General features: G+C 39.2%; 19 protein-coding genes and 3 pseudogenes. 15 read left to right on the top strand and 7 right to left on the bottom strand.

Going from position 1 to position 20,545, the window contains the following annotated elements; translation table 11 throughout:
• Window positions 1-85: 85 nt before the first annotated feature.
• Both E4O00_RS01075 and E4O00_RS01070 read left to right on the top strand, forming a co-directional pair.
• Window positions 86-1,015, top strand: coding sequence for an Hsp33 family molecular chaperone HslO (locus tag E4O00_RS01075; protein ID WP_253678147.1), 930 nt, complete (start codon window positions 86-88; stop codon window positions 1,013-1,015).
• Entirely contained in the window at window positions 1,005-1,628 is a 624-nt protein-coding gene (locus E4O00_RS01070; RefSeq protein ID WP_253678146.1) for a precorrin-8X methylmutase, read from the top strand. Before E4O00_RS01075 ends, E4O00_RS01070 begins: the two co-directional genes overlap by 11 nt.
• Window positions 1,629-1,670: 42 nt before the next feature.
• On the opposite strand, the gene E4O00_RS01065 is transcribed toward E4O00_RS01070, so the two are convergent.
• Complete coding sequence (locus tag E4O00_RS01065) at window positions 1,671-2,510, bottom strand: Rpn family recombination-promoting nuclease/putative transposase (protein WP_253678145.1); 840 nt, start codon at window positions 2,508-2,510, stop codon at window positions 1,671-1,673.
• Window positions 2,511-2,755: 245 nt separating this feature from the next.
• Here E4O00_RS01065 and E4O00_RS01060 point away from each other — a divergent pair, with 245 nt between their 5' ends.
• The 3 genes from E4O00_RS01060 (at window position 2,756) to E4O00_RS01050 (ending at window position 4,312) form a co-directional block, all read left to right on the top strand.
• Window positions 2,756-3,592 carry a hypothetical protein gene (locus tag E4O00_RS01060; protein WP_253678144.1) on the top strand — a complete coding sequence of 279 codons (837 nt, stop codon included), beginning with the start codon at window positions 2,756-2,758 and terminating at the stop codon, window positions 3,590-3,592.
• A 152-nt stretch (window positions 3,593-3,744) separates the two neighbouring features.
• A complete protein-coding gene (locus tag E4O00_RS01055) occupies window positions 3,745-3,984 on the top strand; it encodes a hypothetical protein (protein WP_253678143.1) in 240 nt (79 codons plus the stop codon).
• Window positions 3,971-4,312 (top strand): type II toxin-antitoxin system PemK/MazF family toxin, encoded by a 342-nt coding sequence (locus E4O00_RS01050; protein ID WP_253678142.1) that lies wholly within the window; start codon window positions 3,971-3,973, stop codon window positions 4,310-4,312. Before E4O00_RS01055 ends, E4O00_RS01050 begins: the two co-directional genes overlap by 14 nt.
• 50 nt (window positions 4,313-4,362) lie before the next feature.
• Here E4O00_RS01050 and E4O00_RS01045 read toward each other — a convergent pair whose 3' ends face one another.
• The 3 genes and pseudogenes from E4O00_RS01045 to E4O00_RS01035 all read right to left on the bottom strand — a co-directional run bounded on the left by E4O00_RS01045 (window position 4,363) and on the right by E4O00_RS01035 (window position 9,506).
• Entirely contained in the window at window positions 4,363-5,982 is a 1,620-nt protein-coding gene (locus E4O00_RS01045) for an ATP-binding protein (protein ID WP_253678141.1), read from the bottom strand.
• An 80-nt stretch (window positions 5,983-6,062) separates the two neighbouring features.
• Window positions 6,063-7,721 carry an ABC transporter ATP-binding protein gene (locus E4O00_RS01040; RefSeq protein ID WP_253678140.1) on the bottom strand — a complete coding sequence of 553 codons (1,659 nt, stop codon included), beginning with the start codon at window positions 7,719-7,721 and terminating at the stop codon, window positions 6,063-6,065.
• A pseudogene (locus E4O00_RS01035) lies at window positions 7,718-9,506 on the bottom strand (ABC transporter ATP-binding protein/permease). Before E4O00_RS01035 ends, E4O00_RS01040 begins: the two are co-directional and overlap by 4 nt.
• 144 nt (window positions 9,507-9,650) lie before the next feature.
• Between E4O00_RS01035 and E4O00_RS01030 the strand changes: the two are divergent.
• The 7 genes and pseudogenes from E4O00_RS01030 (at window position 9,651) to E4O00_RS01000 (ending at window position 12,547) form a co-directional block, all read left to right on the top strand.
• Entirely contained in the window at window positions 9,651-9,962 is a 312-nt protein-coding gene (locus tag E4O00_RS01030) for a nucleotidyltransferase family protein (protein ID WP_253678139.1), read from the top strand.
• A complete protein-coding gene (locus E4O00_RS01025) occupies window positions 9,955-10,122 on the top strand; it encodes a HEPN domain-containing protein (protein WP_253678138.1) in 168 nt (55 codons plus the stop codon). Before E4O00_RS01030 ends, E4O00_RS01025 begins: the two co-directional genes overlap by 8 nt.
• Entirely contained in the window at window positions 10,103-10,345 is a 243-nt protein-coding gene (locus E4O00_RS01020; RefSeq protein ID WP_253678137.1) for a HEPN domain-containing protein, read from the top strand. The genes E4O00_RS01025 and E4O00_RS01020 overlap by 20 nt, the downstream gene beginning before the upstream one ends.
• Before the next feature lie 67 nt (window positions 10,346-10,412).
• A pseudogene (locus E4O00_RS01015) lies at window positions 10,413-11,097 on the top strand (metal ABC transporter ATP-binding protein).
• A gap of 29 nt (window positions 11,098-11,126) precedes the next feature.
• A complete protein-coding gene (locus tag E4O00_RS01010) occupies window positions 11,127-11,951 on the top strand; it encodes a metal ABC transporter permease (protein WP_253678136.1) in 825 nt (274 codons plus the stop codon).
• A gap of 72 nt (window positions 11,952-12,023) precedes the next feature.
• Window positions 12,024-12,281, top strand: coding sequence for a type II toxin-antitoxin system RelB/DinJ family antitoxin (locus E4O00_RS01005; RefSeq protein WP_253678135.1), 258 nt, complete (start codon window positions 12,024-12,026; stop codon window positions 12,279-12,281).
• Window positions 12,282-12,283: 2 nt separating this feature from the next.
• Window positions 12,284-12,547 carry a Txe/YoeB family addiction module toxin gene (locus E4O00_RS01000; protein ID WP_253678134.1) on the top strand — a complete coding sequence of 88 codons (264 nt, stop codon included), beginning with the start codon at window positions 12,284-12,286 and terminating at the stop codon, window positions 12,545-12,547.
• 4 nt (window positions 12,548-12,551) lie between these two features.
• Here E4O00_RS01000 and E4O00_RS00995 read toward each other — a convergent pair whose 3' ends face one another.
• The 3 genes from E4O00_RS00995 to E4O00_RS00985 form a co-directional block, all read right to left on the bottom strand.
• Window positions 12,552-13,436 (bottom strand): hypothetical protein, encoded by an 885-nt coding sequence (locus E4O00_RS00995; protein ID WP_253678133.1) that lies wholly within the window; start codon window positions 13,434-13,436, stop codon window positions 12,552-12,554.
• Window positions 13,437-13,499: 63 nt separating this feature from the next.
• Window positions 13,500-16,778, bottom strand: coding sequence for a hypothetical protein (locus E4O00_RS00990; RefSeq protein WP_253678132.1), 3,279 nt, complete (start codon window positions 16,776-16,778; stop codon window positions 13,500-13,502).
• An 8-nt stretch (window positions 16,779-16,786) separates the two neighbouring features.
• On the bottom strand, window positions 16,787-17,671 hold the full coding sequence (locus E4O00_RS00985) for a hypothetical protein (RefSeq protein WP_253678131.1): 885 nt from the start codon (window positions 17,669-17,671) through the stop codon (window positions 16,787-16,789).
• Between the two features lie 130 nt (window positions 17,672-17,801).
• On the opposite strand from E4O00_RS00985, the gene thiI reads away from it, so the two are divergent.
• The 3 genes and pseudogenes from thiI (at window position 17,802) to rnhA (ending at window position 20,543) form a co-directional block, all read left to right on the top strand.
• On the top strand, window positions 17,802-18,962 hold the full coding sequence (thiI, locus tag E4O00_RS00980) for a tRNA uracil 4-sulfurtransferase ThiI (RefSeq protein WP_253678130.1): 1,161 nt from the start codon (window positions 17,802-17,804) through the stop codon (window positions 18,960-18,962).
• 2 nt (window positions 18,963-18,964) lie between these two features.
• Window positions 18,965-20,021, top strand: a pseudogene (locus E4O00_RS00975) (3-deoxy-7-phosphoheptulonate synthase); the annotation flags it as partial.
• Between the two features lie 45 nt (window positions 20,022-20,066).
• A complete protein-coding gene (gene rnhA, locus E4O00_RS00970) occupies window positions 20,067-20,543 on the top strand; it encodes a ribonuclease HI (protein ID WP_253679768.1) in 477 nt (158 codons plus the stop codon).
• The last annotated feature ends 2 nt before the right edge of the window (window positions 20,544-20,545 follow it).

Genomic DNA, 20,545 nt, shown 5'->3' with positions numbered 1-20,545 from the left:
GAAAAATTGTAGGTGAATAAGGGGCTAGCAGTATACAATTTGAATAATCTTGCAAAAAAGGCGAATCTTTGGTATAATCCGGGCTATGATAGATAAACCGATTACCGATCCCGTCTTAATCGAAAAATTTAAAACCATGCACGAAGACGGAATGACGGTCTTTATGCTCGGCGAAGACCAAATCCGCGGAGCTTTTTTTCACGGAACCCGCTTTGTAAATAAGATGAGGGTGCAGCACAATTTGGGGCTTTTGGAAAGCCTCGCCCTGGGACACGCATCCCTTTGCGGAGCCCTCTTAATTCCGACAATGAAGGGAAGGGATAGAATCATCTTTAGATGCGATACCCAAGGCCCCCTTGTAGGCTTTAGCGTCGAAGCCTTCAGCGAGGGCTTTGTAAGGGGCTATCTTTTGGAAGACCCGATAAGGCCCGATGTTCCGTTAGAAACATGGGACTTAAAACCCCTCTTCGGCGAAGGAAAGATTTCGGTTATCCGCTTCCCCGAAGGAGCAAAGGAACCCTTAACGGGAATCATCGAGATAAAGCACAAAAACATAGCCCTTGACCTTTCCGAATATTTTTTGCAATCGGAACAGACCGTAACGGGCTTTAACACAGGAGTCCAATTCGACAAGGAAGGAAGAATCATCGGAGCGGGAGGCATATACATTCAGGTCATGCCGGGAGCCGAAGAAGCCTTGATAGAAAAGGTAGAAAGAGCCTTTGCGGCCTGCCCCTCGATAGGCCAATGGTTTGCGGAAGGCGGAGACAGGGAAGATGTCATCTTCGGGCTTTTCCGTGACTGCAATCCGAAAGTTCTAATAGAAAGAAAGATAGACTTTTATTGCCCCTGCTCGGAAGACAATTTCCGAAATAAGCTTTTTACTTTACCCGAAAAAGAACTTGCAGATATGTACGAAAACGGGCCCGAACAAATCGAGCTTTATTGCCATAACTGCGGCTCTGTCTATAAATATCCCAAAACCATCTTAAAGGAAAAAATCGATGTACATTAAAAAACCCATGGAAATAGAAAATAAGAGCATGGATATAATTGAAGAGAGCATGAAGGATGTTGCGTTCACGGAAGAAGAAAAAATTATAGCCAAGAGGATGATTCACACTACAGGCGATGTCGAGTACCGTAAGATAATTGTATTTCAAAATAATTTTATAGAAGCCGCTAAAAAGGCTCTTCAAAAGGGTATAACTATTTTTACCGATACCAAGATGGTGATGACGGGCATCAACAAACCTGCCCTTTCAAAAACCGAAAATAAACTTTTATGCCTGATCGATGACGAGAGGGTTTTTAAGATGTCCAAGGAAGGAGGAATTACACGCTCTTCGGCAGCCGTAGACCTTGCAGTCCAAGAAGGAGCAACAGCCTTTGTAATAGGAAACGCCCCTACAGCCCTCTTCCGCCTTTTAGAGCTATGTGAAGAAAAAAAAGTATCCCCCGATTTTATAATCGGAGTCCCCGTAGGCTTTGTAGGAGCGGCCGAATCTAAGGAAGCCCTGCGTTCCGTCTCCCTGCCCCAAATCTCTACCGTAGGCACCAAGGGCGGAAGCAATGTCGCCGCCTCCATTATAAACGCCTTACTTTACATGATGGTCAAAAGGGAGTAAGCTGAGAAAATTTAAGCTAAGACAGCTTTTAAACTCTTAAAATTATTTTATTTCTTGAGGAGCAAGACCTGTAATTTTACAAATATCATCTAGGGAGTAATTCATATTTTTCATCAATTTTGCCATATTCAGTTTTGCCTGATACTCACCATCAGCAAACCCCTCCGCACGGCCCTCCCTTCTGGCATCACCTCTTTCAGCTTCTAAGAGCATCTGATATTTCTCCCTAGACAGTTCTCTAGCCATACGTCTTTCTTCTTCAGTTACCCTAAGGATCGTTTTTTCTGCCATCCTGATGCCCTCCTCCAATTCGCATAATTTTTTCAGCATACCGCTCTTTTTATCTTCTTCATAAGTAGTCAAAAACCTTATCCAAAAATCTTTTAAGGTGTAGTCTTCTAAACTCTTTTTTATAGTATAACTTATTAACTCATTTAATTCAATGTAAATGTATTGAATTACGGAATTTTTCGACATTCTTACAAGCTTTGCATTTTTGGGAACATTGCAGCCAAAAACCGAAATACAGACAGCATAAAACGGATCATCTTTTTTTGATTCCAACTTCAAAAAACGAGAAGCTAAACGCAAAAGATACATTTGGCTGCGTCTGGGATAGTTGCTTTTCCAAAACTGCTGCATCTCAAGGTCTATAATAAGGCCTGTGTCCGTCTTAATTAAAAAATCAAGATGATAAGTTTCTCCATTGGGAGCCTCACGTATAAGCTCGGTATTTAAGATATCCGCTTTTTTGATTTTACCATAAGAATCTTCCAAAAAAGCATTTAAAAAGCTTATAAGAGCCTTGTTTCCTGTTTTACCCTTAGAAAACATCAACTTAAAGACCCAATCCGTCTTGGGATTTAAAAATTCTTCTTTCATGATAAATTTTTCTCCTTTCATAATTATTGTATTATTTAGTTGTATTTAATTGTAAAATTTATAAAAATATTTTGTAAAAATTATTATCATGCAAACGTGCCGGTCGAAAGGGAGTAAGCTGAAAGTTACAAAGGACTTGACAGATAGTATAGTATAGTATAGTATAGTCCCAGGGCGCTTGTACGGCTTTCGGGATATGCGGAGTTCTTCTCTAAAGCTAATCAACAGCCTCAAAGGAGAACATAATGAAAAATAAAAGTTTTTTTGCAGCTTTGCTGATCTTTGCAGCAGCTGTTTTTTTGTTTATTGCCTGCGGTCAAATAGGCGGCAGTAGTAGCGACTCAAGCACCACCTCAGACAATGGAAGTAACACCGGCGTTGACACAATTCAGTTATCTTCTCTTCAAAAGGTATGGAAAGTTAACTCTGTCACAATGGATGAAGATACTAAAACATTTCCCTTGACGAATAATGAAGGAGGTGTTCAAGTCACAATTCAACTGTACATATATTTCTCTCCGGACTCTAAACTATATTTTACAACGGAAGCACAACCTCAAGGACAAGGAAAAAGTTTTGTTCAAACCCAAGCCCCTGCTTCATATACAGTAAAAGATCAAACAATCTCAGGAAACATACCTAAAGAAGGAGGAGGGGAAGTCGTTTACTCAAGTACCTACACAATAAATGGAGACAACCTTAATATCAACGGGCCTAAGTTATCTTTAAATGCAGTAATTACCGATGACTATAAACCTCAACAAATAATAAATGCATCTCTTATCAATAATATTAGTACTGTTGGAGAACCTCACAAGCGCATACTAAGCTTTATTTCATTTCCTACCGAAAGCAACGAATATGGCCGCTACACAATCATAGGTACTAATTATAAACAAGAAGGTAAGTTTGAACTTATTCTATCATATGAGGGTGAATTCATTATGAAACTAAAAGATACTATATTAAACGATGAACCCAACCCAAATATGGATAAAGGATATCCTATAAATGAAAAAAAAGAGGTAACGATAAATGAAGAAACATTTATTCTTCCCTTTTCATCACCATCACAACCTTAATTAAAACAACTTTTACCCCATCGGAAGACTCCGCCCCTCCGATGGGGCTTTTTTTATTTTCACCGCCTGCACTTGCTTGTTTTATCTTAGAAGTCGTATATTATCATAAATCAAGTCTTGATTTATAGAAAAAATGCTGTTATACTAAAGATATGAAAACAGCAGTTTCAATATCGGATTCCTTATTTTTAAGAGCTCAAAAATTTCAAACAAATTGTAATATTTCAAGAAGTAAACTGTACTCTGATGCACTGGATGAATATCTTTCAAAAAGAGAAAAACAAGATATCACTGCACAATTAAACTCTGTTTACGAACAAATTGAAACGGAAGATGAGCTTGATATCGGACTTTTAGCCTTAAGGGAGCTTACAAAAAATGATGCGTGGTGAACTATGGTTCGCTGATTTAGGAATACCATTTGGAAGCGAAACAGGTTACCGAAGACCTGTAATAATTATGCAAAACGACTTATTTAATGTCAGTAAAATAAGAACAATTGAAGTTGTTCCGCTAACCACAAATCTTATTCTAGGAGAAGCTCCCGGAAATGTTATAATCAATAAAAAAAACTCAAAGTTACCTAAAGATTCGGTAGCGGTAGTTTCTCAGCTTACGGCTATCGATAAAACCAGATTTATTGAAAAAATCGGAAAAATAAATAAAAATCTTATAAAAGAAATTGAAAGCGGTATAAGGCTGGTTTTAGATATTGAATAAGGAGAATCTTTTAATATCTTGTTTAGCTTGCGAGCCCGGCGCCATATACTTTAAACAAGCTCTTCTGTCCGCCAATCCTTGATGGTGCGTTTTTCTTCGTCAAAGCTTGCACCTACGGCAAGGATTGTTTTTTTGATTCCGCCTGAACTTGCTTCTTTGTAGGGAGCTGCGTAATTCTTTTCTTTTATCTGCTTTATAGCATCTTCTGCCGTTCCCCTTCCTTCAAGCTTAAATTCAAAGATGTAGATTCTATCTTGGGTATGGACTATACAATCAGCCCGTCCTGTCGCACAATGAATTTCGGTTTGCACAAATTGGTTCATCAGGGCAAAGATGAGGTAAACAGCGGCCTGATAGTTTTGCTCCCTCAAGGCGAGGTCTTTTTCTGCGAGATTATCGTATGGGATGCCTGAAATAAGAGCCTGCATTTTTTTCATAAAGGCATCGATATCCCCGGCCTTGACGGCCTTGGTAAATTCCATTACCGAAACGCCTGTCTTTTCGGCCCCTATAGGGGTAAAGGCCGGCATTAGGTTGTGCAAAAAGCCGTATCGCACCTCATCGTTCGGGAAGCCCAAACGGTAAAGCCCGTACTCCTTGTCATAATCCTTTATCGTCAAATAGCCCGCCTGAAAAAGTATCGGGATGGGGAGAATAGGATCGGCCCTGTAAGCATTTAAGCCGTATTCGTCAATCTGGATATCCCCGTCCAATTCGGGGATGTAGTAATGCCCTTCTTTTAGGTACTTAACCAAGAAGGTCGGGGTGCCGGTGGCGTACCAAAAATCCCTAAAGACCTTGCCTGCAAAAACATTTAAAAGACTAAAAGGATTATACACACTTGTTCCTCTTTCAGAAAAACAGTAGCCGTCATATTTTTGCTTTAGCCTTAAAAAGGCATCTTCTTCCGATAAATGATTTGCCTCAGCCAAAGCCTTAATCTCAGATTGAAAACTGCTTTTTAACTCTTTTTCGGTAATACCGCAAATAGCGGAAAAATCGGGGAGCATACTTATATCCCGCAAGTTGTTTAAATCGCTAAAAATACTTACCTTGCTGAACTTGGTAACTCCGGTTAAAAAGGCAAAGCGGAGGGAAGCATCTGAGCTTTTAATTACTCCGTAAAAGCCCTTTAAAATTGTACGGTAGGTTTCATTGAGGCTTAAGTTTTCCATGGAGCTTAAAAGAGGTTTATCGTATTCGTCTATGAGGATGACTACCTGCCTGCCCGTTTTTTCGTGGGCGGCTCTTATCAGTTTCTTAAAACGGTCGGTAATATCGAGCCCCGTGCTTCCGTAAACGGCTTCATATTGTGCTAAAAATGAGGAGAGGATATTTATCAAATCCTCCCTTGATTCATAAACGGCCGTATTAAAGTCCAAATAAAGAACAGGGTATTCCTGCCAAATTTCTCTTTTGTCCTTTTCGCTCTCTTCAAGTTTTTCAAGAGCCAAGCCCTTAAAAAGCTCCTTCTGTCCGAGAAAGTAGGCCTTTAAGGTCGAAAGAAAAAGGCTCTTCCCGAATCTCCGCGGCCGGCTTAAAAAATAAGGAGTCTTATTGTTTATTAAATCCCATATATATTTTGTTTTATCAATATACAAAAAATCCGCTTCAATAAGCTTTTCAAAACTTTGAACACCTATGGGTAAACTGCGCTTTACTTCTGTCATCTAAAAGCCTCCCTATCTTGCAAAACATCACTCTTGCAATTATACCACAGGAGGCCTAAATTTACAATTGCTTGAGAAAGCTACCTCACCCTTCCATTTTCAATGTAAACAACCTTATCGGCGGCGTTTACGGTTGATTTGCGGTGGCTTACGATTAAAACGCCCTTGTCTTTTTTTTCTTGGTAAATCGAATTTAAAATGAGGGCTTCGTTTAAGCTGTCCAAGTTTCCGGTCGGCTCGTCGAGCAGCAAAAGAGGAGCCTTGTGCAAAAAGGCTCGGGCAAGGCCTAGTCGCTGTTTTTCGCCGCTCGAAAGGTTTCCGCCGAGTTCGGTAATCTTTGTATCATAGCCTTCAGGAAGGCTCATGATAAAATCGTGGATGGCGGCTTTTTTCGCGGCTTCGATAACTTCCTCTTTTGAAGCACTCCTGTTTGCAAGGAGGATGTTTTCATAAATGGATTTTTTAAAAATATAGGTTTGCTGGGTAATGTACGAAACAGCCTCTCTTAAACTCGCAGTGTTTATTTTTTTAACATCGATGCCGTTCATCCTTACCTCTCCCGAAAGGGGATCGAAAAAGCGCATGATGAGGCGGAGCAGGGTACTCTTACCGCTTCCGCTTTTACCGCAAAGACCGACTATCTCATCTTTTTTAACCGAGATGCTTACATCCTTTAAAACTTCCATATCGTCGTATCTAAAATTGATATTATCGGCATCAACTTTTTCGAAGCTGACGTTTTCGCCGTCTTCAACTTCATCGAGTTCAGGCTTTTCTTCAAGCAGGGAAAAAACTCTCTCTGCGGAAGCGAAGGTTTGCTGCAAGTTTACGGCCAAGCCTGAAACAGCTATTATCGGACCGTATCCTGAAAGAAGCATCAGGTTGGAAATCAAAAGGTGAGCAAAGTCTATTTTTCCGTTTACCAAGAGGAAGGCCGAAATGCCCAACATTAAAAAATTGCAAAGGGTGAGAGCCGCCTCCGTAATAGCAAAGGTGTTCCCTTCAAAATCCTTTAAAAGCTTAAAGGTTCCGCTTATAGCCTCCCCTCTTTTTTCTATATTTTCTTTTCGCTCCCTTATCTTGTCAAAAAAGATAATTTCCTTTATTCCGAGGAGGGAGTCCAAAAAGTAGGAATTAAGGGAGCTCATTTTTTTTCGGTATTCTACGCCGGAGCCGTCATCCATCTTACCGAAAAGGAGCGGAAGAAAGAAGCCTATTATTATATAGATGAGGGCAACCGTAAGTGCCAAGACAATGTGTATTTTTGCAAAGACAATCAGGGCAAAAATAAAGTAGAGGACGGCAGAAGCTGCCGGAGCTATTGTGTGGGCATAAAAAACTTCGAGGAGTTCTATGTCGGTGGTTATGATCGACAAGAGGCTCCCCGAATCTTTTTTTTGCAATTTAACAAAGGCGAGCCGTCTCATAGCCGTAAAAATCTTATCGCGTATCAGGGCCAAGAGGGTAAAGGCTATGTAGTGTCCCGAAAGCTGCTCGCCGTATCTGAAAATGCCGCGGCTTACGGCACAAACGATGAGGCCTATTATTACAAAGTTTAGGGAAAAGGAAGTGTTAAAAACTTTTAAGCCCAAGAGGGAAACAATGCCTATCCCGCCCAAAACCGGAATGGCCGCCGCAATGATAAAGCCCAAGACCCTCAAGATAACCGTTATAGTCATAACTCCTGCAAGAGGCCTTACAAATACTATCAATTTTTTTATAAGTTCGCTTTTTTTCATTTTACACCCAGCCTTATTTTTTCAAGATCTTTTTGCTGCAAATACATCCTTGCATAGATGCCGTTTTTTTCAAGGAGGCTTGAATGAGTTCCTTCTTCTTTTATCTCGCCCTTTTCAAATACATAGATATGGTCTGCATTTTCAATATTTGCAAGCCTGTGCGAAATAAAGATGATTATTTTTGTTTTGCTTAATTCGTAGAGGGTGTTTAAAATAAGCTCTTCGCTTTCGACATCGATATTGCTTACAGCCTCGTCAAAGATATAAATATCCGCATCGTGTAGAAGAGCCCGTGCAAGGGCAAAACGCTGAACCTGTCCGCCCGATAAATTCTTTCCTCCGGATTCAATATAAAAATCGAGTCCTGAGTTTTCTTCTTCTTTTGAAGAACTGCGGCTTAAAACAAACTCGTCTAAGAGAACCTTTTTTAATACGCTCATTAATTCGTCATCGCTTGCAGAGGGCTTGGCTATTAAAAGGTTTTCCCTCACCGAAGCTCCGAACAAAAAGCTTTCGGTCGAAACAAGGTTCATGTACCTAGCTCTAAATTCGTCGGGAAGCTTTTTTGCTTCTATTCCCGACAGGAGGATTTCTCCCGAATAGTTTTTTTGTAAGCCCATGAGAAGAGAGGCCGCCGTCGATTTACCCGATCCGCTTTCACCTGCTATGCCGTAAAAGCCCGGCTTTAAAAACTTCATCGATGCATTTTTTACTGCCTGCTTCGATTCGTTATAATTAAAGTTTAAATTTTTTACCTCAAGTGTAAGCTTCGATTCTTTAAATTTTTTTGCCGCAGCCTCAAGTTCGGCTTCGCTTAATATCGAAGCTGAATCGTTTTTTACATCCATCAATTCAAAGAGTCGGTTTGCGGCGGTTATCCCGTTCATCGCTATATGGAAAAAAGAGCCCAAGGCCCGCAGGGGCAAAAAGAATTCCGCACAGAGCAAAATAAAAAGAAGAGCGCCCTCTATCGAAAGATTTCCGGTTCGCAGCTGATATAGGCTTACAATTGTGCCGAGGGCAGTTCCGCCGTAAGCCACGGTGTCCATCACAAAGATGGAGTTAAGCTGCATGGTCAAAACCCTCATGGTTACCCGCCTAAAATTTTCCGCTTCGGCATTCAGCTCCTTGTGTTGAGCCTCATCATCCGAATAGGCCTTTAAAGTAATAAGACCGCGGAGGTTATCCAAAAAAGAATCTCCAAGCCCCGTATAAATTGAAAGGTATTTTTTTAAAATGCGCTTTGCAACCTTTTGAATCGCAACAATCGAAAGAGGAATCAGGGGCACGCAGATAAAAAGCACAAGGGCTGCAAAAAAGTTTATCGGTGCAAGGATTATAAAAAGAGTTACCGGAGCCGCCATACTAAAAAAAGAACTGAGGCAGGTAGGCCCCGAAATAAGAATCCAGCTGCTCTATTCCGTCCGAGCCTATTTGAGTAACCTCGGCCATGCTGATATATTGGGAATAATTTAGCTTTAAAGAAATAAATTTATCGTAGAGCATTGAGCGCAAGGTACGTTTAACCTCGGTTCCTGCCTTGTATGAAAAGTATGAACGCTTACGGACGGCAATAACTCTTATTATCAAGGCAGAGGCAGCTACGACCGCCAAAACAAAAAGCGTTTTTTTATAGTGCGAAGAATTATATAGCCCGAAAATAAAGCGCACCATTACAAACGTAATGACCACATTGCACAATAGAGAAATCCATGAAGAAAGGGCCGAAAGCAAAATCCACTTTTTACTTTTCGGCACCGACCTTGTCAGGCGTTTATGAATCATAACTAACCTCTTAAAAAGACAATTTTATAGGAAACAAATAAAAATAGCAATAGGCTAACTTTTATGCTTTCGGAAATAAATTTCAAAATAATGAATTGAAAATTTTATAATATCATGTTAAAATTATCTCAGCGGGGAAAAATTATGATAAATAAGGAAATCTTTGAAATTCGGGATAGATTTTTAGAAGCGGTTAAACCTCAAAAAATAATATTATTCGGATCATATGCTAAAGACTCATTTACTGAAGACAGTGATTATGATTTTTATCTTATAATGCCCGATGATACAAAGAATGTATTACATTCGGCGCAAAAAGCCTATTTATCTTTAATAGATATGGATGTAAAACCTGTTGATATTGTTGTTAATACTGCTGCTGTGTTCGAAAAAAGAAGTAAACAGCCTACACTTGAAAGAGTAGTTGCACGGGACGGAGTTGTAATATATGAATGATGAGGCAGTTAAAGAATGGTTTGACTTTGCTAATATGGATTTTGATTGTGCAAGACATTTATATGAAAATATGCATCCGAAACCTTTAACCATTATCTGTTATCATTGTCAGCAAGCTTCAGAAAAAATTTTTAAAAGGTTTGCTTATAAGCCTAAATGAAGAAATTCAAAAAACACATGATTTACTTGTCCTGGCAAGATTAGTAAAAAAAAGGATTGATGTACCGATTGAAATTTTGAAAATATGTGCAATTCTCAATCCTTATGGTGTAAGAAGCCGATATCCGCAAGAGGTTTATGTAGATGATAATGATACAAAATATGCCATAGATTCAACCGAAAGATTGAAGAAGTGGGCAGAAGTTGTTATTGAAACCATCTAAGATAAACAATCTTTAATATAACTACAGTCTTGCAATCTTTAAAAAAAAGAAGTAAAATGCCCCTCCTATGGTAAAGATAAATTCTCTTAAATTTAAATATCCGAACTCAAAAAAAGAAGTTTTAAAAAATATAAATTTAGAAGTTAAGCAGGGCGATTATATTTCAATTGTGGGAGAAAACGGCTGCGGGAAAAGTACGCTTCTAAAACTTATCTTAAAACTGCTTAAAATACAAAACGGCGAAATTATTATCAATGCAAAAAGAATAGGCTACCTTCCGCAAAAAAAAAGAAAACCTAAGCGACTTCCCGATTACTCTTTTTGAGCTTTTAAATTCTTATAGAAAAATATTAAAGATAAGAGAAAGGGACTGCGTTCTAAAAGCCCTGGAAAGAGTGAATTTAAGCGAATACAAAACCGGCCTTGTCGGGGAGCTTTCAGGCGGGCAGCTTCAAAAACTTTACATAGCAAGAGCTCTTATCGGGGATCCCGATCTTTTAATCTTGGATGAGCCTTCTACCGGAATCGATGTTCAGGGGCAAAAAGAAATCTATTCTTTTGTAAAAGATTTAAACACTCAAAAAGGTCTTACCGTCATTTCGGTTGACCATAACTTGGATGCCGCCGTTTTTAATTCTACAAAAATATTCCATATAAAAAACGGAGAGGGCCATTTGTGCAGCCCCAAACAGTACAGCTCCGAATTCTTTGATCCGAGCTTTGTTCAATTCAAACCCAGGGTGAACCGATAAGAGAAAAGTTTTTATAGGAGGTTAAAAAGATGCTTCAATACGGTTTTATGCAAAATGCTTTTATTGTTTCTTTTTTTATAGGAATCCTCTGCCCTGCAATAGGCTTATTTTTAGTTCTCAGGAAATACTCCCTCATAGGAGATACCCTTTCCCACAGCTCCCTTGCAGGTGTTACCCTCGCCCTTGCCTCAGGAATAAACCCGATACTTGGAGCCTTTATTTTTACTACAGCTGCCGGGGCACTAATAGAAGCCCTGAGAAACGCTTTTAAAGAATATCAAGATTTAATCCTTTCGATAGTTTTGTCTTTGAGTGTAGGAATCGCCATTACCCTCATAAGTTCAGGGGCCGTCAGGGCAAATGCCGAAACCTATTTATTCGGAAGCGTCCTAACTGTTTCATCCTCCGATTTGATTACGGTCATAGCTTTAAGCATCCTATCCCTGATTACCCTCGGCCTTATGTATCACAAGATGGTATACATAGCCCTCGATGAAGATATTGCAAAAATAATGGGCGTTAAGGTAAGGCTCATCAATTACTTATTTTCAGCCCTTACTGCGGCAACTATAGCCGTTTCATTAAAAATCGTAGGCATGCTGGTATTAAGCTCGATGATAGCCCTCCCCGTTGCAACAGCCCTTCAACTAAAAACGAGCTTTAAAAAGACCTTGATTTTTTCTATTTTTATAAGCGTGACGGATATCATGCTCGGCTTGGTTTTGTCCTATCACCTGAACGTTGCCCCGGGCGGTTTTACGGCCCTGGTTTCGGTCATTGTCTTAATCATAACGATAGGGATAAATTTCTTTTTGAAACATGTTAGAAAACCGGACGTGGTTAATACTTTATAAGCATGTAGTAAAAGAATACAAAAGTATTGTTTTTTCATAGCTTTTATGTTATATTTGTAATAAGGAGTAAATATGAAAACAGCAGTTTTACAGACGCGTTTAGACACGGCTCTAAAGAAAGATGCAGATGCTTTTTTTGAATCCATAGGAATGGATACGACTACTGCAATACGTATATTTTTAAAACAAACCTTAATACAACGTAAAATTCCATTTGAAATTGTTCAAGATAGTTCTTTTTATTCAGAAAAAAACATAAGAGCTTTGGAAAATTCCAAAACTCAAATGGAAAATGGACAACACTCAATAAGAGAGCTGGTTGAGGTATAGAATTGCACAAAGATTTTTCTGATGATGCATGGGCAGACTACACCTATTGGATAATGCAGGATAAAAAGACTCTTAAGAAAATCAATAAACTAATTGCAGATATTGAACGAAACGGTCACGACGGTATAGGTCATCCGGAACCCTTAAAAGGAAATCTTAGCGATTATTGGTCTCGTTCAATAGATGAAAAACACCGTCTTGTTTATAAAATTGAAGATGGAATGATAAAGATTATTCAGTGCAAAAATCATTATAACGATAAATGATATTTTAAAATTTTCGGTAAGGGGAACGCACCGGTTTAGAGGCATCCCGGATAGTCCAATCTTCAATAGCATCATCAGAAAGGCGGGGCATAAAGCGTTTTTCTTTTACGGTTTTCATCGTGGAGCCTGCTCCTACCGATTCGATCCACCAATCGTATAGCTGAACATTTGTCTTTACATCCCAAAAACTATGAAGTTTTTCGAGAGAGACAAAGCCGATTGGGTCATATTCGTAAAATTTTAAATTTGAGTCTGCCGTATTCGGATGAGTTTCATAAGGAAGCCATTTTTGCGGAATATAATTGTTCCCTATTATTTTTTTATAATCACTCGGCATGCCATAGGCGTAAAGGAGCTTAGTGTGGGTATCAAGGGCAAAAATTAAGTTATTAAGAGCATTTTCAAAAATCATGTCTTTTGCTGCATAGGCAGTAAATTTAAAAAAGATAAACCTTTGAAGCATTTTTGCTTCGCGAGGCTCATCATACATAGGAAGATCAAAGGGATGGGTGCCGTCAATCTTGTAATAGACAACATCGTTTATTTTATTTGTTATATTAAAAAAAATAATTGTACCCGGAACTTCAGTTTCGATGTATTTGTAAGTCTTTCCCTCCTTACCCCAGCCATCATGCGGTGCACAGGCTACCCATTTAAAATCACTTTTAAAAAGCATTTCAACAACAGGAGCTGAACCTTTTAAAGGAGATGTAATCTTCGACATATGAATAAGGCAATCACCAAGCATTGCTTTCTTGTAGATACAGTCGGGATTATCAGGATCTGCTTTGATATTTTTACTCTTGCTTGAATCTTCAGCTATGAGAAAATTTAACGAATAAACGAGGAACAAAATCTTGACAAACGAATTTAAGGCAATTTTTTTCATAAGATTTCTAAACTTGAAAAAAGCCGGAGGCTCTTCATGAGCCTTCGGCTTAGTTTTGATTATTTATTCCCATTTGAGGGTATAGGTTACTTCGGCAGAACCCGGTATCTCTCCTGTATACGAATATTTAATAACAAAATCTTTTGTTTCTCCTCTACTTAATTTAAAGGTACTATCATATTGCACATTAACATTGGGTATTGAAAAGTTATTAGATGTTATACATTCCCACATTTTTGATTGACGATTATATTCAAAAATAAGTAAACTCTGCTTGTAACCAGATAGAATAGACTCATGTGTAGGATAATATTTAGCACTGCCAGCTGAATATTTTCCACGGTAATGAATTAGCTCAGTATCTAACTTAAAATACTCGTATTTTACACGATGTAGATTATCACTTGATACATCATAATTCTGATAAATATGATGAGCGTTATCTGTTACAGGAGTCTCTTTCCATATAGGAATCTTTTTTCCTTGATATTTTTCCCAGATAGTAGTAAATGTTTCAGGCTTTTCTGAATCATAGTAGCTATATATTCTAAAATCATGAACAAAATAACCATCATATATAAATGTACTCTTATAACCAAAACCAGTATTTTTTAACTTCTTCGCTGTTACCGTCAATTTTCCCGGCGGAATATATGCCATGTCGCATACGGTATTTTTGGCATCTTCTTCACTGTTTATGGTTATTTCAGCCAGATTGATATTACCGGTTGCTGCAGCTCCTTCCCAAGCTTGTGTTTCATAATCAGTGTTGCAAAATGCAAGAAATTGAATTTTATCGCCCTTCTTTACATAGGAGCCTAGCTCAATTGGTTTTCCATCTCGAAGAGCAATAATACGCCCTGCATTTTCATTATTTACTTTAAAACCCAAGGGGTACAATTCCTGTACCTCAACTTTTACAACGTTAGAAATCCGTATTGCAGTGTTCAAGCCGTCAACCTTATCATTTGTATTTGTAACAAGGCAATAATAGTAATACTTGTTTGCTTCGGAAGTCGGAACGGTTACAGTAATAGAAGCAGATGTTTCTCCGGTCATTATCTGCCCGGTTTGGTTATTATCCTCAGTGTTTTGATACCATTGATAGGATATCTGTCCCATATCAATTGAAACAGCTTCTGCCGTAAGGGTAATGGTTCCTGAGGTGTTTATAGGTATAATCTTGCCTTCAGGTTGCTTAATAATTTTAGGAAGGGCTGCATCAGTAACAAGCAAATGCGGAGGTTTAATTAAGAGTTTTACTGCATCGGTTTTTACCGTATCGGTATGACCGTTAAAAGAATTGGTATTGGTTACTTCACAATATACATAACAGTTTGTTTCAACAGTTTTATCCGGATGATAAGCAGGTGAATCTGCATTCGGTATTGGCACACCGTCCTCATTTAACTGCTCTGTATTTTTATACCACTGATACGAAAGACCTTCCCCGGTGGGTACAGGCGCAGTTTTTACCGTCATAACTGCATCTTCAGCCGAGTTAATAGGTATTCTCAGAGTCTTAGGCTGAGCTAAGATAAGGGGCTGAGCAAGGCTATAGGCTGGATTCTCGGCTGTAACAACCTCGGTTTTCTTTGTAATAACCTTATTTCGGTAGGGAGAAAAACCTGCACCGCTTGCCTTTTTTTCGGCAGGTTTGGTAAAGGCAGGATTTTTTTGTGCCGTATAATTATTATTGGTAATATTTTCCTTTATCCAGCTATACAAGACAACTTGACCATCCTCTTTAACAAAACCTACAGGGTCGCTTAAATAAAAAGGCTCGTCAAATTGTTGATGACTTCCGCTTGAAGGTTCTGCATAATCCGTCCATCCGCTGGGTACCCCTACACCGCTTATACTAGCAGGATCGCTATAGTAAAAGAGAAATTTAGAATGAGTATCAACACAGAACATTGAGTTATCAAGCGATACACCTCCCGAGGCTGTAAATCGGTAAAAATAAAAACGCTTTTCTTTTTCCGCGTCAAAAAGAAGCGGGGTACTGCCCCATCTCTCTTGTCTTGACTTATAGCGGTAAAATTTTACATTCCCCATAGCTTTTAGGCCTGAGCCAAAATCAGGTCCTGCATATTGATCGGGCGAGCCCGACCATGAGTCAGGTTTAAACTTATAAGACGCAATATTATTGCTATTATTAAAGGCATCAATATAAACAACCCACTCATCGAATTTGGAAGCAGAAAAATCGTAGTCTTTGTCATAATAGACAAAGGGGTCAATTTCTTCGGTTATGGTATTTACCTTTACTACGTATTTTTTATTTCCGCTTTTATCTACGGGATTATAGACGGCAGCTGCATTTTTTCTGACAGTAAATTTCATACTCCAACCGAGATATTTGCCTTCTAAAGCAGGAACAGAAATTTCTGCCTCAACAATCTCAGAGCTTTCAAAGGTGATAGGATTAGGAGTTAGTTTTACCGGAAGATCATCAAAGGTCTTAAATACCACAATTATATCTTCCTCAGTTATTTGTGTTGTATTTACAGGAACATTGACTTCTTTTCCTATTTCTGTTTTAATACCCTGCACATAAATTTCGATAGGCTCCAAGGCAGCATCTTCATTTTCAGATCTTTTTTCTCTGGTTACAGATACAAAATTTTCAAAATCTTTATATTGACCCTTTAGGGCCTTTACAGAAATCTTTACATCAATACTTTCATCTTCTTTTAGTTCAATGCTGTTTCTTTCTAGCACGACAGGAATAACACTTTTTTCTGTACCGTAGCTAAATTCTGCTTTAATATCGGCTGCCGAGATCATGCTTTTTTTGTAAGGAAGAGTTACACTTCCTCCCATTGCATTTTCTCCGGCAATTGTCAAGCTTTCTAATTTTAAGTCAAATGGTTCATCTTGTGTAATCTTGATTATCTTTGTAACTTCACCATATTCAGCATTAGTGTCTTTTATCTTTATAGTTACAGGAATAGCTTTTCCCGGAATCAAGGGTACTCCTTCTCCATTAATTTCAACAGTTACTGCAACTTCTTCCATAGTCGATAAAGAGCTTACAGCCTTTACCTTTATATTTTCAGACACAATCTCTTCAATGGAAGGAGAAACATTGACGAAAAATTCTTTAGCTTCGACAAATTTTTTTAACTTGTCAGCCTCATCAGCCGGCTGCTCAGATAAAAAGGGACTAACAGGATTTTCGAGAACTTTTATTTCGGTAATATATAGCTTTCTAGGTTCATTTGAAGAAGCTCTTGGATACCACGGAGTTCCTATTGCCGGCTGGCAAGAATTTATAAATATAAAAGCCGTAAGAATAAAGACTACAGCTAAAGAATTCTTTATATAGTTTCTTGTCATAATTTACCTCACACCTTAAATAAAAGACCTAAACTTACTCCAAAATCAAGAGTATTCATAAAAAAGGATTTTATAGGATCTCGTTGAAAATTAACATTTGCATTCTGTTTACGAGCTGCATCTTCAATTTTTTTTGGCATAGCTACATAACCGGGTTTATATATCGAGTATGATAAATATCCGCCAATAATTAATCCCATAGTAGAAATAATAGGTTGATTGTATTCCATAGAGCCTTTTAAGCTAACCCCCAAAGGATTCATTTTTGTCATCATAGTTTCAGATACATAAAGTGTACCTCTTTCAGAGGAAAAATCTATGCCGTTGGCTTTTAATTGATCTATTTCATAATCATTTAAATTAGAATATAGCTCGTAAATAGGCCGCGGATCTGCCAGCAACTTTCCTCCTATCCCGAAGCCTAAAACAAGCCTGTTTTTTAAAAGCAGCGTTTTAAGTGTTGTCCCAAATTGCAAAACCGGCATCATATAAACTCTTGCATAAATTTCAATATCTTTTTTATAATTTGCTCCGCCGGACCCTTTAAAAGTTTGCTGTTTTGATCCCGAAATCTGTCCTGAAAAGCCTTGACCGATACCTAGGTTAAAACCAAGCCCCAAACCTCCAAAAATCTTGTTATTCGTATAGTTAAAATATCTTATGGAGTCAAAAATATAGGTAAGCTCGGCATCGCCGTTCATAATAAAACCTACCATACCCCGCATAAAATCGGCCCCAAGATATCTTTTATCTGCTTCATTTATATGGGGATCGGTAAAAGATCCGGAAAAGTTCGCTTTTAGTCCGAGAGTAAAGCCTTTTTCAAAGGCAAAGGCCGAAAAACTTACAAACACAAACATAACCAACAAAATAAATTTTCTAATCGGTCTCATAAACACCTCTTGGCTAAAGTGTACGGATTTTTTTATAAAAAGGTCAATACGAGGATAAATTATTATCGGTAATTTATTATCTATTCCCCCTGATGGACTTTTTTGCATTTTTAAGCTAAAATATAAAAATATGGAACTTTTCTATCTTGCAAAAATAGGCGAAATTAACCTAAAAAAAGGGAATTTAAAAGATTTTGAAATGCGGCTTTCGCAGAATTTACGCAGCTATTTATCCGGAGCGAAGCCCAATATACGCGTGCGGGCCGGAAGAATGTATGTAAGCGTTAAACCCGAATTTAAAGAAAAAACCGAAGAAGCCTTAAATAAACTCATAGGCATTACGGGCTGGGCCCAAGCCCTTCCCGCCGAAAAAACTATTGAAGCGATCACCGAGACAGCCAAGGCCGAAGCCATAAGGGCAAGGGATGCCGGGGCAAAAACATTTAAAATAGAATCCCGCCGCGGAGAAAAAAACTTCCCCCTCACCTCTTACGAAATTTCAAGAGAGGTCGGCGGCGTAATCCACATGCAAGGAATCTTAAAAACCGATGTTCATAATCCCGACATTGTAATCACAATCGAGGTAAGAGAAAAAGCCTTTATCTACGGCCTCCAACACAAGGGGCGGAGAGGTCTTCCATGCGGCTGTTCGGGAAGGGGTCTTTTACTCCTTTCGGGAGGGATTGACTCCCCAGTTGCAGGATTTAAGATGCTTACCCGCGGAATGAAGCTCGATTATCTTTACTTTCATTCTCATCCTTATACCTCGCCCGAAGCTCAAGCTAAGGTTGAAAAACTTGCCGAAATTTTAGCCGGCTACGGCCTCGGCGGATACTTAAATATAATTCCTTTTACAAAGGTTCAGCAGCAAATCAGAGAAAAAAGCCCCGAAGCCTATCTCACCTTAATGATGAGAATCTGCATGATGAAGATAGCGAATATGACGGCTAAAGGCATAAATGCCAAATGCCTTATTACCGGGGAAAGCCTTGCTCAGGTTGCAAGCCAAACTGTCGAAAACTTGACAGTTACCAATTCCTATGCGGAACTTCCTGTTTTCAGGCCGCTCATAGGCCTCGATAAGGAAGAAATCACGATACAGGCCAAGGAAATCGGAACCTATGAAACCTCAATCTTACCATACGAAGATTGCTGCGTAATGTTTTCGCCCAAGCACCCGATTTTACACTCAAACCTAAAAGATGCAGCCGAAATTTTTGAAAGAATGGAAATAGACGGCCTTTTGGAAGAAGCCTATGCACAAAGAGAAGTAAAAAAGATGAGTTTTTAAATATGATAAAAGACCTTGTTGACCTCCGTATCGAGAGGATTCACTGCATAAGTTCTCCGGCAGAAATGGTAGAAAAAATCCCTGCTTCCGATAAACTTTATTCTTTTATAGCCGATGCCCGAAAAACTATCAGCGATATAATAAGCGGAAAGGATAGGCGCTTTTTACTCATAGTCGGCCCCTGTTCCATCCACGACACAAAAGCCGCAGAAGATTATGCAATGCGTCTTTTAGAGCTAAAAAAGAAATGTGCAGATTCTTTCTATATTATAATGCGCACCTACTTTGAAAAACCCAGAACGGTTTTAGGCTGGAGGGGCCTCATTGTAGAGCCGGAACTTGACGGCTTTATAAACATTGAAGGAGGCATTCAAAAGTCGAGAAAATTTTTGATTAAACTTGCCGAAATCGGAATTCCTGCAGCCTCCGAAATGGTAGATCCTATGATTCCGCAATACATTGCCGACCTTGTAAGCTGGGCATCGATAGGGGCACGCTCGGCCGAAAGTCAGATCCACAGGGAAATCGCCTCAGGGCTTTCGATGCCGGTCGGCTTTAAAAATACGACTTATGGAGATATAACGGCAGCAGTAAACGGAGTAATTGTTTCCCGCCTGCCCCATGCCTTTGTGGGCATTGCCCGAAACGGCCTTTCCGCAATACTCCACACTACCGGAAATCTCGATACACACTTGGTTTTAAGGGGAGGTATTTCAAAACCCAATTATACTAGAGAAGATTTAGTAAACGCCGCTTCTCTCATGAAAGAAAAAGAATTGGAGCCGAGCATAGTAATAGATTGTTCGCACGGGAATTCGGGAAAGGATCCGAAAAAACAGATAAGCATTTTGGAAGAAAGCTTAAAACTCCGCTTCGATAAATATAAGCCTCTAGGCTATATAAGAGGCTGCATGATTGAAAGTTTTATCCAAGAGGGCAAAACCTCTATCGAAAAAAGCAAGGGAAGGCAGCGAATACGGAAAATCCATAACCGACCCCTGCCTCGGCTGGGAGGAAACTCAAGAAGAAATACTCAGAATCTATCAAAAATACAGGAAGTTTTTCACAGGCAGAAATTATGTTAAAGATAACAAGGAAGAAAAAATGAATATCGAAATATACACTGACGGAGCCTGCTCCAAAAATCCCGGCCCCGGAGGCTGGGCCTATATAATCATAAATAAGGATTCAAAGGAAGAAATATGCAGGGCAAGCGGAGGCGAAAAGCTGACCACCAATAACCGCATGGAACTTACGGCAGTCATACGAGCTCTGCAAAAAATAAAAGGTGCAGATTTAAGCGGTCAATCCAGCGGAATTGCAGCCTATAAAAGCATTTCAGTCCATACCGATTCCCAATACGTACAGCAGGGCATAAGCTCGTGGATCTTCAACTGGAAAAAAAATAATTGGAAAACTGCCTCCAAACAGCCTGTAAAAAATCAAGACCTTTGGCAGGAGCTGGATGCCCTTTCATTATCGGTTAAACCGGAATGGGTTTGGGTAAGAGGCCACGCGGGCAATCCTCTAAACGAGGCCTGCGACCGCCTGGCTGTCGAGGCTTATAAAAAAGAGGGGTGAGC

This window comes from Treponema sp. OMZ 788, from assembly GCF_024181245.1.
Lineage (GTDB): Bacteria > Spirochaetota > Spirochaetia > Treponematales > Treponemataceae > Treponema_B.
The sequence above is the reverse complement of the archived record's forward strand: the minus strand, read 5'-3'. Positions and strand labels throughout refer to the sequence as shown.